Genomic DNA, 12,228 nt, shown 5'->3' with positions numbered 1-12,228 from the left:
GGTCCGACCGGCAGGGTCCACAGCAAAGACAACGGGAGGGATGCGGCATGGCCTACGTCGACGGTTTCCTGATGCCGGTGAAGAAGGACAGGGTGGAGGATTACAAGAGGATGGCGCGCCTGGCCGAGCAGGTCTGGCGCGAGTACGGCGCCATCGGCTACGTCGAGTGCCTGCCCGACGACGTGCCCTACGGCGAGCTGACCTCGTTTCCGCGGGCGGTGCAGCTGCAGGAGGACGAGCTGGTGGTGTTCTCCTGGGTGGTCTACCCCTCGCGTGAGAAGCGCGACGAGGCCAACCGGAAGGTGATGAACGACCCGCGCTTCAAGGAATGGGAGAACGACATGCCCTTCGATCCGAAGCGCATGATCTGGGGCGGATTCGTTCCCTTCGTCGGGCTGTGAACATGAGCCGGATCAAGACCATCGTCCCGCACCTGTGGTTCGACCGCCAGGCGAGGGAAGCGGCGGAGTTCTATTGCTCCGTCTTTCCCGGATCGGGGCTGGACCACATCGGCCAGGTCCGCGACACGCCCTCGGGCGATTGCGAGGTGGTGAGCTTCCGCCTCGGCGGGCAGCCGTTCATGGCCATCTCCGCCGGCCCGCTGTTCCGCTTCAGTCCGGCGATCTCCTTCATCGTCAACTACGATCCCGGCCGCGACCCGCAGGCGCGGGCCTCGCTGGACGCCGCCTGGGCGGCGTTGAGCGAGGGCGGCGAGGTGCTGATGCCCTTGGACGCCTATCCGTTCAGCAAGCGCTATGGCTGGGTACAGGACCGCCATGGCCTGTCCTGGCAGCTGATCCTTTCCGACCCGGAGGGTGAGCCGAGGCCGTTCATGACGCCGGCGCTACTGTTCACCGGCGAGGTCTGCGGCAGGGCCGAGGAGGCGGGAGCCTTCTACCGGTCGGTGTTCGATGGCTCGCGCGAAGGCCAGTTGCTGCGTTGGCCGGCCGGCATGGCGCCTGAGCGCGAGGGCACGGTGATGTTCAGCGATTTCCGTCTCGGCGATACCTGGTTCGCGGCCATGGACAGCGGCCGCGAGCATCGCTTCGGCTTCAACGAAGCGGTTTCCTTCATGGTCCGCTGCGAAAATCAGGCGGAAATCGATCGCTACTGGTCCCGGCTTTCGGCCGTACCCGAAGCCGAGCAGTGCGGCTGGTGCAAGGACCGCTTCGGGATCTCCTGGCAGGTCGTGCCGGCCGTGCTCGACCGGATGATGCGCAGCGGCGAGCGCGAACGCGTCGATCGCATCACCCGTGCGTTCCTGGAGATGAGGAAGTTCGACCTGGCGGCGCTGCAACGGGCCTTCGATGGCGCGGCCTGAACTGGGCGTATGCCTGCTGGCGATGCTGGCCTGGGCCGCCTGCGCCCGGGCCGATGACGGCGAGCGATGCATTGGAGCGGAAGGAATGGCGGAGACACGCGTCCACGCCGGTCATGCGGCGATCAACGGCGTCAACCTGTACTACGAGGACCATGGCCCGCGGGAGGGCATGCCGCTGGTTCTGCTCAACGGCGGCGGCTCGACCATCGAGACCACCTGGGGACGGGCGCTGCCGCTGCTGGCGCGTACGCGCCGGGTGATCGCCCTGGACGAGGAAGGGCATGGGCGCAGTTCCTTCCGGGACGGGCCGTCCAGTTTCGAGGCTTCGGCGGATGATGTGGCGGCGCTGCTGGAGCACCTGCAGGTGGAGCGGGCCGACCTGATGGGCTTCAGCAATGGCGCCAGCATCGCCCTGCAGGTCGCCATCCGGCATCCGCGGCGGGTGCGGCGGCTGGTCTTCGCCTCGTCCATGACCCGGCGCGACGGCGCCCCGGCGGCATTCTGGGCGTTCATGGATGGTGCCAGCCTCGATAACATGCCCGACCCCCTGAAGCAGGCCTTCTTGGCGCACAATCCGGACCCGGAGGCGTTGCGGCGCATGCACGACCGCGATGCGGAGCGCATGCGGCATTTCCGCGACGTGCCCGACGAGCAGGTGCGGGCGGTGCAGGCCCCGGTGCTGGTGCTGGCCGGTGATCGCGACATCGTCACGCCGGAACACGCGGCCGAGCTGGCGCGGCTGTTTCCCCGCGGCCGGCTGATGATCCTGCCGGGCGGCCACGGCGAATACCTGGGCGAGCAGCTGACCACGCTGCCGGGCTCGTGTTACCCGCAGCGGACCCTGCCCCTGGTCCTGCAGTTCCTCGACGAAGCCGGGGAGAAGCATTGATGGCGGTGGTCCAGCCGCCCTCCAACATGGATGGCCAGCCGGAAGTAGCGCTGGCCTGACCGGAAGGAAGCGCAAATGTCCGTTACCGAAGAAGCCGCCAAGCCGGTGGAACCGACCGAGCTCGCCGCGGAAACCACCCGGCATACGATCTGGAGCGACCTGCGCCAGGCCTTGCGCGGCACGGCCGCCGACTACACCAGGATCCCGCTGCGTCGGGCCGTTTTCCTGCTGGCCGTGCCCATGGTGCTGGAGCTGGTGCTGGAGTCCACCTTTGCGGTGGTGGACATCTTCTTCGTGGCCAAACTCGGCGCTTCGGCCGTGGCCACGGTCGGCCTGACCGAGACCTACCTTTTCCTGCTGTATTCGGTGGCCATGGGCCTGTCCATGGCGGTCACCGCCATCGTCGCCCGCCGTGTCGGTGAAAAGCATGGCCAAGAGGCGGCGCTGTCGGCTGTGCAGGCCATCGTGCTGGCGGTGCTGATCTCGCTGCCGGTGACGCTGGTGGGTATCGTCTGGGCCAAGGACCTGCTGCGGTTGATGGGCGGCGATGCCTGGGTTATCGAGCAGGGCTACCGCTACATGCAGTGGATGCTCGGCGGCAATGCCGTGATCATGCTGCTGTTCGTGATCAATGCCGTTTTCCGTGGCGCCGGCGACGCCGCCGTGGCGATGCGGGTGCTGTGGCTGGCCAACGCCCTGAACATCATCCTCGACCCCATCCTGATCTTCGGCCTCGGCCCGATTCCGGCCATGGGCATCGAGGGCGCGGCCATCGCCACCAATCTCGGCCGCGGCGCCGGCGTGCTGATGCAACTGTGGATTCTGGTGCGCGGCAGCGAGCACCTGCGGGTGCTGCGTTCCAGCCTGCGCCTTCACGGCGCCACCCTGCTGAATATCGCCCGCACCTCGCTGGGCGGCATCGGCCAGATGATCGTGGCCATGATGGCCTGGGTGTTCCTGATGCGGATCCTGGCCAGCGTCTCCACCGAGGCGGTGGCCGGCGCCACCATCGCCATCCGGGTGATGATGTTCACCATGATGCCGACCTGGGGCATGTCCAATGCCGCCGCCACCCTGGTGGGCCAGAACCTCGGTGCCGACGAACCCGGTCGCGCCGAGGCCTCGGTCTGGCGGATCGGCTGGATGAACATGGCCTATCTGCTGCTCATCGCCTTGGGTTTCTTCCTCTGGCACGACCCGATCATCGGGCTGTTCACCGACGAGGCGCAGGTGATCGGCATCGGCGGCGAGTGGTTGCGCATCCTGTCCTACTCGCTGTTCGTCTACGGCTGGTGGATGGTTTCGGTGCAGGCTTTCAACGGCGCCGGCGACACCATGACGCCTACCTGGATCAACCTGGTCTTCTTCTGGCTGATCCAGATCCCGCTGTGCTGGTTCCTGGCCCTGCCGCTGGGCTGGGCGCACAGCGGCGTGTTCTGGGGCGTGTTCGTGTCCGAGACCGCCGTCGGCCTGTTCACCCTGTGGCTGTTCAGCCGCGGCGGCTGGAAGAAGGTGCGGGTGTGAGCCCGCGGGCGAGGCTGGCGCGGCCGCCCATGGGGCGGCGGCACTCTCGCCGCCGCATCCGGGTACCGGCCGACTCGTGTAGCCGGACCGCCCTTGCGCGGTCCGATCGGCCACTATCCTTGGGGCAGACGATCCGCTGGCGACCCCGACGTAACGAAAAAGCCCCGGCCATGACGGGCCGGGGCTTGCGGTTGGTGGAGGTGGCGGGAGTCGAACCCGCGTCCGAGAGCACTCCGTCTCCGGTACTACATGCTTAGCGCGATGTTCTGTCTCGTCGTGCCGGCAACACATCGCGCGAAGCGCACCGGCAGACACACCCGCTTCATCTCGCCGGCGGTTGACGGGTCGCCGCCGCCGGCCATCCCGTGATGATGACCCTACATCCACGAGCACGGGCACAAGTGGGTTCGGGGCTAGGCCTTAGGCGGCCAGAGCGTAGTTGTCGTCGTTGGCAACTATGAGTTTGCCGCTGGATTAACGAGGAAAGCTGCCCCCTCGGCATGCACCGGCCGACTTCGCAACCCCCGTCGAAGCCAGGACACCCCCGGTTCGTGAAGATCGTTCGGTTGGACCGACGCAGCGATTATGGGGGCGGGGCGGGGCGGGCTCAAGCGCGGCCGCCGGCGCCGTTCAGGGAGGCGTGGCGGCCTTGAGTCCCTTGCCCGGCTCAGGCGTCCCTGTTGTGCCGGCGCATGACCCGCTGCCTGTCGCGCTCCCAGTCGCGGTCCCTGGCGGCCTGGCGCTTGTCGTGCGCCTGCTTGCCCTTGGCCAGGGCCAACTCCAGCTTCACCTTGTTGCCGCTCCAGTAGGCGGCGGTGGGGATCAGGGTGTAGCCGTCGCGCTGCACCTTTCCCATCAGCTTGTCTATCTCGTGCCGGTGCAGCAGCAGCTTGCGGGTGCGGCGATCGTCGGCGATCACGTGGGTGGAGGCCTGGATCAGCGGGGTGATCTGCGCGCCCAGCAGGAAGATTTCGCCGTCCTTGACCAGGGCGTAGGCATCGCTCAGGTTCATGCGGCCTGCCCGGATGGCCTTGAGCTCCCAGCCCTGCAGGGCGATGCCGGCCTCGTGGCGCGACTCGAGATGGTACTCATGCCGCGCTTGCCGGTTCAGGGCGATGGTCTTGCGGGCCTGGCCCTGGCCGGCTGCGGTATCCTTGGCGCTGTTTTTCTTCTTGGACATGTCCCTTTCCTTGGCGGGCATTGTCGCCCATCGCGGGCCGGCCGGGCGAGGGTTGGATTCGGCCCCATGACGAGCATTCACCGCCACGCGCTGGTCCGGCATTCGGCCCGGCGCATGTACGACCTGGTCAACGACGTGGCGTCCTACCCGGTCCGGTTCGGCTGGTGCGAAGGCTCGCAGGTGCTCGAGCAGGGCGAGGCGCACATGCTGGCGCGGCTGGACCTGCGCATGGGTGGCCTGCGCACCAGCTTCACCACCCGCAACACCCTCGAGGCGCCGATCCGGATCGGCATGGAGCTGGTCGAGGGCCCGTTCCGGCGGTTCACCGGCGCCTGGAGTTTCCACAGCCTGGCCGAGGACGCCTGCAAGGTCAGCCTGCAGCTGGACTTCGAGGTGGCCGGCAAGATGCTCGGCTCGGCCCTGGCCCTGGGCTTTCAGGGCCTGGCCGACCGGATGGTGGACGACTTCCGCCGCGAGGCCGACCGCGCATGAGCGAGGGCCTGATGCGCGTGGAAGTGGTGTACGCGCTGCCTTCGCGCTGCTGGCGGTTCCCGTTGGCCTTGCCGACTGGCGCCACCGTGGCCGACGCCCTGGCCGCCGCCGACCCGGGCCGGCACATTCCCGGTCTGGTCCCGGACCCCGCGCGGCTGGCTGTATTCGGCCGTCCGGCCGCGCCGGACACGGTGTTGCACCCGGGCGACCGGGTCGAGATCCTGCGGCCGCTGCTGGCCGATCCGAAGCTTGCCCGGCGGCGCCGGGCCGGCCAGGCCTGAGCCGGCGAGGTGCGTTGCCGCGGCGGCGCGCCTTCCCGTGCCGGTTCGGCGGCGGTCGCCGTTCAGCGCCGCTGCTTGCCCTTGTCGCGCGGCAGGTTGCCGAAGCGACGCATCTCGGCGGCCAGTTCCTTGTCGGCCTCCGGAAAGTACTCGCCCTCCCAGCGCACCAAGCTGTCGCCCTCGAACCAGAGGGTGAGGTTCTTGATTTCGGTGTCGCCGTGGCCGCGGCGGGCGGTGGCGATGTAGTCCCAGCGCGATTGGTGGAAGGGGTCGGCCAGCGGCGGCGATCCCAGCAGGCTGAACACCTGCACCTTGCTCAGTCCGACCTGCAATTGCTCGACGTTGCGCGTTTCCAGCAGGTTGCCCTGGAACACGGGCTGGCGGTAGACCAGGCCGCAGCCGGAAACCAGCGCGGCGGTGAGGATCACGGGCAGGGCAAGACGCATCGGCAAAGGTCCGGGTCGTAACGGGCGGGGTGCGATCGGCCCGATGATACACTACGGGCCGCCGTCGCCGGCGGCGGCGAGGGGACGTGAATCAGGGAGCGCATTCAGGAGGCGACATGGAATCCCAGGACCTGCGCAAGGCCGGCCTCAAGGTCACCCACCCCCGGATGCGGATCCTCGAGCTGCTGGAAACCGCCAGCCCCAAGCACCTCACCGCCGAGGACATCTACCGCCTGCTGATGGAGGCCGGCGATGACATCGGCCTGGCCACCGTCTACCGGGTGCTCACCCAGTTCGAGGCTGCCGGTCTGGTGCTCAAGCACCATTTCGAGAGCGGCCAGGCCGTCTACGAGCTCGACCGCGGCCAGCACCATGACCACATGGTGGACGTGGACACCGGCAAGGTGGTCGAGTTCACCAGTCCCGAGATCGAACGGCTGCAGCAGGAAATCGCCGCCCGCCACGGCTACGAGATCGAGGACCATTCCCTGGTCCTGTACGTACGCAAGAGGCGCAAGTAGGGCGTTCAGCCGCGCCGGGCCCGGCTCAGCAGTTGTTTCGCATTGGCCCGCACCTCACGGGTGATCTCCACGCCGCCGAGCATGCGCGCCAGTTCCTCGATCCGGCCGGCCTCGTCCAGGGCCGCGACCTGGCTGTGGGTGCTGTCGCCGGCCACCGACTTGCTGACCTGGAAGTGGTGATGGCCCTGGGCAGCGACCTGGGGCAGGTGGGTCACGCACAGCACCTGGCGTTCGGCACCCAGTGTCCGCAACTTCTGGCCCACCACCTCGGCGACGGCGCCGCCGATGCCGGTGTCCACCTCGTCGAAGACCATGGTCGGCACCGAGTCCAGGCCGAGGGCGGCGACCTCGATGGCCAGGCTGATCCGGGCCAGTTCGCCGCCGGAAGCGACCTTGCGCATGGGACGTGGCGGCTGACCCGGGTTGGCCGAGACCAGGAACTCGCAGCGCTCGCCGCCCTGGGGTGAGGGCCGGCCGTCCTCGAGCGGCTCCAGGGCGACCTCGAAACGGCCGCCGGCCATGCCGAGTTCGGCCATGAGCGAGGCCACTGCCGCGCCCAGGGCCTCGGCCGCCTTGTGTCGGGCCTTGCCGAGTTCAGCGGCGGCCCGGCGCCAGTCGGCCATGGCCGCGGTCGCCTCCCGGGCCAGGTGTTCCGCGCGTTCGCCGGCACCGGCCAGGCCCTGGTGTTCGGCCCGCAGCGCCTCGCGGCGGGCCGCCAGGCCAGCCAGGGGTACCCGGTGCTTGCGGGCCAGGTCGTGCAGGCGGGCCAGGCGGTCCTCGAGTGCGCGCAGCCGCTCGGGGTCCAGGTCCAGTCCGTCGCGCACGCGTTCCAGGCCGCTCGCGGCCTCGGCCACCTGGATGCCTGCCGATTCCACCAGCGCCAGCACCTCGGCCAGGCGCGGCTCGTCGCCGGCCAGCCGGCCCAGGTCGGCGGCGACCTGGTGCAGCAGCCGGGCCACCGAAGGCCCCTCGTCCCCGGCCAGCCTGGCCAGGGCATGGCCGCAGCCTTCCAGCAGGCCGGCGGCATTGGCCTGGCGGCGGTGGGCGGCGCCCAGTTCCTCCAGGGCCTCGGCTTCGAGCCGTTCGGCGTCCAGTTCGGCCAACTGGTGCTCCAGCCAGGCCAGCCGATCGGCGACGTCGCCGGCCTGGTCCAGTTGCTGACGTTCGCGTTCCAGCGCGCTCCAGCGCCGGGCGGCCTCCTGTACGGTTGCCAGCAGTGCCTCGTGCCGGCCGAAGGCGTCCAGCAGGGCCAGTTGCTGGCCGCGGTCGAGCAGGGCCTGGTGCTCGTGCTGCCCGTGGATCTCGACCAGGCGGCCGCCAAGCTCCGCCAACTGGCCCAGGGTGGCCGGCCGGCCATTGATCCAGGCGCGCGAACCGCCGTCGGCACGGATCACCCGGCGCAGTTGGCAGCCTTCGCCGTCGTCCAGTTCGTTCTCGCGCAGCCAGGACAGGGCCTCGGGGGCGTCGTCCAGGCGGAATTCGGCGGTCAGCTCGGCACGTTCGGCGCCGTGGCGGACGATGCCTGCATCGGCGCGGGCGCCGGTCAGCCACATCAGGGCATCCACCAGCAGCGACTTGCCGGCGCCGGTTTCGCCCGAGACCACGGTCATGCCCGGCCCGAAGGCCAGTTCGGCCCGGCTGACGACGGCGAAATCGCGCAGGGAAAGATGGACGAGCATGGGCGGGCGATTGTGCCTGAAAGGCGCCAGCCTTGGCTGCCCCCGTCGGCGGCGCCGTCGGTCGCCGGCGGGCCTGCGGGTAGGGGAAAACCGGCTTGCACCGGGGCCCTCCCGGCCTTATCTATGGCGTCATGAGCCCCAGCCTCGACCCGCGCGCCCGTCGTCTGCTGCGCACCCTGATTTCCCAGCACATCCGGGACGGGGAGCCGGTGGGTTCGCGCACCCTGGCCAAGCGTTCGGGCCTGGACGTCAGCCCGGCCACCATCCGCAACATCATGGCCGACCTAGAGGAGATCGGCCTGGTGGCGGCGCCGCACACCTCGGCCGGCCGCGTACCCACCGTCCAGGGCTATCGGGTGTTCGTGGACAGCCTGCTGCAGGTGCAGCCGCTGCAAGACGAGGAGCTGAGCCGGCTGCGCGCCAGCCTGCCGGCCGGGGCAGGTACACAGGCCCTGCTGGCCAACACATCCGAACTGCTTTCGGCCATGAGCCAGTTCGTGGGCGTGGTCACCGTGCCCTCGCGCGACCGTTTCGCGTTCCGGCGCATCGAATTCCTGCCGCTGGAGGACAGCCGGGTGCTGGTGGTGCTGGTGTTCGCCGACAACGAGGTGCAGAACCGGGTGATCCAGCCGCGCCGGCCCTTCACCGCCGAGGAACTGGAACGCACCGCCAACTACCTCAATGCCCACTTCGCCGGCCGACCCCTGGCCGATGTCCGGCCGCAGTTGCTGCGGGAGCTGCGCGAAACCCGCAGCGAGATGGAGCGACTGCTGTCGGTGGCGGTGGAACTGTCAGAGCAGGCCCTGGGCTCGGCCCAGGCCAGTGCCGAGGACATGCTGCTGGCCGGCCAGACCCGGCTGATGGGTGTGCAGGACCTGTCCGACCTGGACCGTCTGCGCGAGCTGTTCGAGGTCTTCGCCCGCAAGCGCGAGATTTTGCAATTGCTGGACCGGACCCTGCAGGCGCCAGGCGTGCGGGTGTTCATCGGCGAGGAGACCGGCCTGGCGCCGCTCGATGGTTGCACAGTGGTCACCGCGCCCTATGGCAGCGAGGGCAAGGTGCTGGGCGTGCTGGGGGTGATCGGACCCACCCGCATGGCCTACGAGCGGGTCATCCCCATGGTCAAGGCCACGGCCGATCTGCTCGGCGCCGCCTTGAATCCCGGGTCCAAGGCCCCATAAGCCGGGTGAACCCGCCGCCGGCGGGCCCCAGCACGGAAAATCATGCACAACGACACCAAGGCACCGGGCGCCGGACCCGCGCCCGATCAGACTCCTGCGAACCCTGAAACCGCCGAGCCGACCGGCGCCGTCGGCACCAACGTGGCAGGGACGGCCCGTCAGGCCGATGCCGACGGCGGCACTGCCGTCGAGGCCCTGGACACGTCCGAAGCCGGACTGGCCGGGGAGTTGGAAAGACTGCGCGCTGCCCTGGCCGCCGTGCGCGAGGAAAGCCTGCGCGAGCGCGCCGAGCTGGAAAACCAGCGCAAGCGTCTGAGCCGCGAGATCGAACAGGCGCGGCGCTTCGCCAATGAACGCCTGCTGGCCGACCTGCTGCCCGTGTTCGACAGCCTGGATGCCGGCCTCGCCGCCCTGGGCGAGCAGACCGGTCCGGTGCGGGACGGCCTCGAGGCCACCCGGCGGCAGTTGCTGAAGGTCGGCGCCGACCATGGCCTGGGCGTGATCGACCCGGCGGGAGAAGCCTTCGATCCGGCCTGGCATCAGGCCGTGAGCCAGGTGCCCGCCGCCGCCGGCACGGTCCCGGGCACCGTGGTGCAGGTGTTCCAGAAGGGCTACGTGCTCAACGAGCGCTTGCTGCGCCCGGCCATGGTAGTCGTGGCTGCGGAATGAGCGGCCGGACTTGAAGCCCGGTCCGGCGCCCTTACATCAGGACCAGCCGCGGCCGATGGCCGCCAACAGAAACGAGACATCACGGAGCCAAGCAATGGGCAAGATCATCGGCATCGACCTCGGTACGACCAACAGCTGTGTCGCCATCATGGAGGGCGGCAATGTCAAGGTCATCGAGAACTCCGAGGGTGATCGCACCACGCCTTCGATCGTCGCCTTCACCAAGGATGGCGAAGTGATCGTTGGCGCCTCGGCCAAGCGCCAGGCGGTCACCAATCCCAAAAACACTTTCTTCGCGGTCAAGCGGCTGATCGGCCGCAAGTTCAGCGACGCCGAGGTCAAGAAGGATCTCGATCTGGTGCCCTATGCCATCGTCGAGCATGACAACGGCGACGCCTGGGTGCAGACCGCCGACGGCAAGCGCATGGCGCCGCCGGAGATCTCGGCCCGAGTGCTGGAGAAGATGAAGAAGACCGCCGAGGCCTACCTGGGCGAGCCGGTTACCGCTGCCGTCATCACCGTACCGGCCTACTTCAACGACAGCCAGCGTCAGGCCACCAAGGACGCTGGCCGCATTGCCGGCCTGGAGGTCAAGCGCATCATCAACGAGCCGACCGCGGCCGCGCTGGCCTACGGCCTGGACAAGAAGGGAGGCGACCGCAAGGTGGCCGTGTACGACCTGGGTGGCGGCACCTTCGACGTATCTATCATCGAAATCGCCGAAGTGGACGGCGAGAAGCAGTTCGAGGTGCTGGCCACCAACGGCGACACCTTCCTGGGCGGCGAGGACTTCGACAAGCGGGTCATCGACTATCTGGTCGAGGAGTTCCAGAAGGAGCAGGGCATCGACCTGCGCAAGGATCCGCTGGCCCTGCAGCGCCTGAAGGACGCCGCCGAGCGTGCAAAGATCGAGCTGTCGAGTTCGCAGCAGACCGAGGTCAATCTGCCGTACATCACGGCTGACGCGTCCGGTCCCAAGCACCTGAACATCAAGCTGACCCGGGCCAAGCTGGAGGCGCTGGTGGACGACCTGATCAAGCGCACCATCGAGCCCTGCCGCACCGCGCTCAATGACGCCGGCCTGCGCGCCTCGGAGATCTCCGAGGTGATCCTGGTCGGTGGTCAGACCCGCATGCCGAAGGTGCAGCAGGCGGTGGCCGAGTTCTTCGGCAAGGAGCCGCGCAAGGACGTCAACCCGGACGAGGCCGTCGCCATCGGCGCCGCTATCCAGGGCGGTGTACTGGCCGGCGATGTCAAGGACGTGCTGCTGCTGGATGTCACCCCGCTGAGCCTGGGTATCGAAACCTTGGGTGGCGTGATGACCAAGATCATCGAGAAGAACACCACGATCCCGACCAAGGCCTCGCAGGTGTTCTCCACTGCCGAGGACAACCAGTCGGCGGTGACGGTGCACGTGCTGCAGGGCGAACGCGAACAGGCCCGTTTCAACAAGTCGCTGGCCAAATTCGACCTGACCGGCATCGAGCCGGCGCCGCGCGGCATGCCGCAGATCGAGGTCAGCTTCGACATCGACGCCAACGGCATCCTGCATGTCTCGGCCAAGGACAAGAAGACCGGGAAGGAGCAGAAGGTCGAGATCAAGGCCGGCTCGGGCCTGAGCGAGGAGGAGATCCAGCGCATGGTCGCCGATGCCGAGGCGCACCGCGAGGAAGACCGGAAGTTCCACGAGCTGGTCGCCGCCCGTAACGCTGCCGACGGCCTGATCCATGCCACCCGCACCGCCGTCAAGGAACATGGCAGCAAGGTGCCGGGCGAGCAGCTGGCCGCCATCGAGTCGGCCCTGTCCGAGCTCGAGACGGCGATGAAGGGCGACGACAAGACCCAGATCGAGGCCAAGACCCAGGCCCTGCAGCAGGCCGCCCAGTCGCTGTACGCGGCCGCCGCGGCCGCCGAACGGGGGCCGGCTGACGAAGCCGCAGGCGAGGCCGGCGGCAAGGCCGAGGACGTGGTGGACGCCGAGTTCACCGAGGTCAAGGACAAGGACAAGTAAAGGCTTGGCCGCGCGCCGGATGCGCGCGGCGGTG

General features: G+C 68.8%; 13 protein-coding genes and 1 other RNA gene. 10 read left to right on the top strand and 4 right to left on the bottom strand.

All coding sequences use genetic code 11. The features are described 5' to 3' along the window. Nucleotides 1-47: 47 nt before the first annotated feature. The 4 genes from F0415_RS00740 to F0415_RS00725 all read left to right on the top strand — a co-directional run bounded on the left by F0415_RS00740 (nt 48) and on the right by F0415_RS00725 (nt 3,734). Nucleotides 48-401 (top strand): DUF1428 domain-containing protein, encoded by a 354-nt coding sequence (locus tag F0415_RS00740; RefSeq protein ID WP_149859280.1) that lies wholly within the window; start codon nt 48-50, stop codon nt 399-401. A gap of 2 nt (nt 402-403) precedes the next feature. Next, a complete protein-coding gene (locus F0415_RS00735) occupies nt 404-1,321 on the top strand; it encodes a VOC family protein (RefSeq protein ID WP_188310246.1) in 918 nt (305 codons plus the stop codon). A gap of 85 nt (nt 1,322-1,406) precedes the next feature. Then, nucleotides 1,407-2,210, top strand: a complete 804-nt coding sequence (locus F0415_RS00730; protein ID WP_210244143.1) for an alpha/beta fold hydrolase — start codon at nt 1,407-1,409, stop codon at nt 2,208-2,210. A 75-nt stretch (nt 2,211-2,285) separates the two neighbouring features. Then, a complete protein-coding gene (locus F0415_RS00725; protein ID WP_149859278.1) occupies nt 2,286-3,734 on the top strand; it encodes an MATE family efflux transporter in 1,449 nt (482 codons plus the stop codon). A gap of 192 nt (nt 3,735-3,926) precedes the next feature. Here F0415_RS00725 and ssrA read toward each other — a convergent pair. Then, nucleotides 3,927-4,280: a transfer-messenger RNA gene (gene ssrA, locus F0415_RS00720) on the bottom strand. Nucleotides 4,281-4,401: 121 nt separating this feature from the next. Then, nucleotides 4,402-4,914, bottom strand: a complete 513-nt coding sequence (smpB, locus tag F0415_RS00715; RefSeq protein WP_149859277.1) for an SsrA-binding protein SmpB — start codon at nt 4,912-4,914, stop codon at nt 4,402-4,404. Between the two features lie 66 nt (nt 4,915-4,980). On the opposite strand from smpB, the gene F0415_RS00710 reads away from it, so the two are divergent. Both F0415_RS00710 and F0415_RS00705 read left to right on the top strand, forming a co-directional pair. Next, a complete protein-coding gene (locus tag F0415_RS00710; protein WP_149859276.1) occupies nt 4,981-5,406 on the top strand; it encodes a type II toxin-antitoxin system RatA family toxin in 426 nt (141 codons plus the stop codon). Then, nucleotides 5,403-5,687, top strand: coding sequence for an RnfH family protein (locus F0415_RS00705; protein ID WP_425457796.1), 285 nt, complete (start codon nt 5,403-5,405; stop codon nt 5,685-5,687). Before F0415_RS00710 ends, F0415_RS00705 begins: the two co-directional genes overlap by 4 nt. A gap of 62 nt (nt 5,688-5,749) precedes the next feature. On the opposite strand, the gene F0415_RS00700 is transcribed toward F0415_RS00705, so the two are convergent. Beyond that, complete coding sequence (locus F0415_RS00700; protein ID WP_149859275.1) at nt 5,750-6,133, bottom strand: outer membrane protein assembly factor BamE; 384 nt, start codon at nt 6,131-6,133, stop codon at nt 5,750-5,752. 116 nt (nt 6,134-6,249) lie between these two features. On the opposite strand from F0415_RS00700, the gene fur reads away from it, so the two are divergent. Next, the gene (gene fur, locus F0415_RS00695; RefSeq protein WP_149859274.1) at nt 6,250-6,654 is read left to right on the top strand and encodes a ferric iron uptake transcriptional regulator; all 405 of its coding nucleotides are present in this window, start codon (nt 6,250-6,252) and stop codon (nt 6,652-6,654) included. 5 nt (nt 6,655-6,659) lie between these two features. Here fur and recN read toward each other — a convergent pair whose 3' ends face one another. Further along, nucleotides 6,660-8,333: a DNA repair protein RecN gene (gene recN, locus F0415_RS00690; RefSeq protein ID WP_149859273.1), complete on the bottom strand. Its 1,674-nt coding sequence runs from the start codon at nt 8,331-8,333 to the stop codon at nt 6,660-6,662. Nucleotides 8,334-8,464: 131 nt separating this feature from the next. Here recN and hrcA point away from each other — a divergent pair, with 131 nt between their 5' ends. From hrcA to dnaK, 3 genes are read left to right on the top strand one after another with little or no spacing between them, the layout of a single operon-like run. Next, nucleotides 8,465-9,514, top strand: a complete 1,050-nt coding sequence (gene hrcA / locus F0415_RS00685; RefSeq protein ID WP_188310245.1) for a heat-inducible transcriptional repressor HrcA — start codon at nt 8,465-8,467, stop codon at nt 9,512-9,514. Between the two features lie 42 nt (nt 9,515-9,556). After that, on the top strand, nt 9,557-10,183 hold the full coding sequence (gene grpE / locus F0415_RS00680; protein WP_149859272.1) for a nucleotide exchange factor GrpE: 627 nt from the start codon (nt 9,557-9,559) through the stop codon (nt 10,181-10,183). Between the two features lie 55 nt (nt 10,184-10,238). Further along, nucleotides 10,239-12,194, top strand: coding sequence for a molecular chaperone DnaK (dnaK, locus tag F0415_RS00675; RefSeq protein WP_281286563.1), 1,956 nt, complete (start codon nt 10,239-10,241; stop codon nt 12,192-12,194). The last annotated feature ends 34 nt before the right edge of the window (nt 12,195-12,228 follow it).

This window comes from Arenimonas fontis (genome assembly GCF_008386465.1).
GTDB classification, from domain to species: Bacteria; Pseudomonadota; Gammaproteobacteria; order Xanthomonadales; family Xanthomonadaceae; genus Arenimonas; species Arenimonas fontis.
Note: the sequence above shows the minus strand (reverse complement) of the source record. Positions and strands in the feature narration are given on the sequence as shown.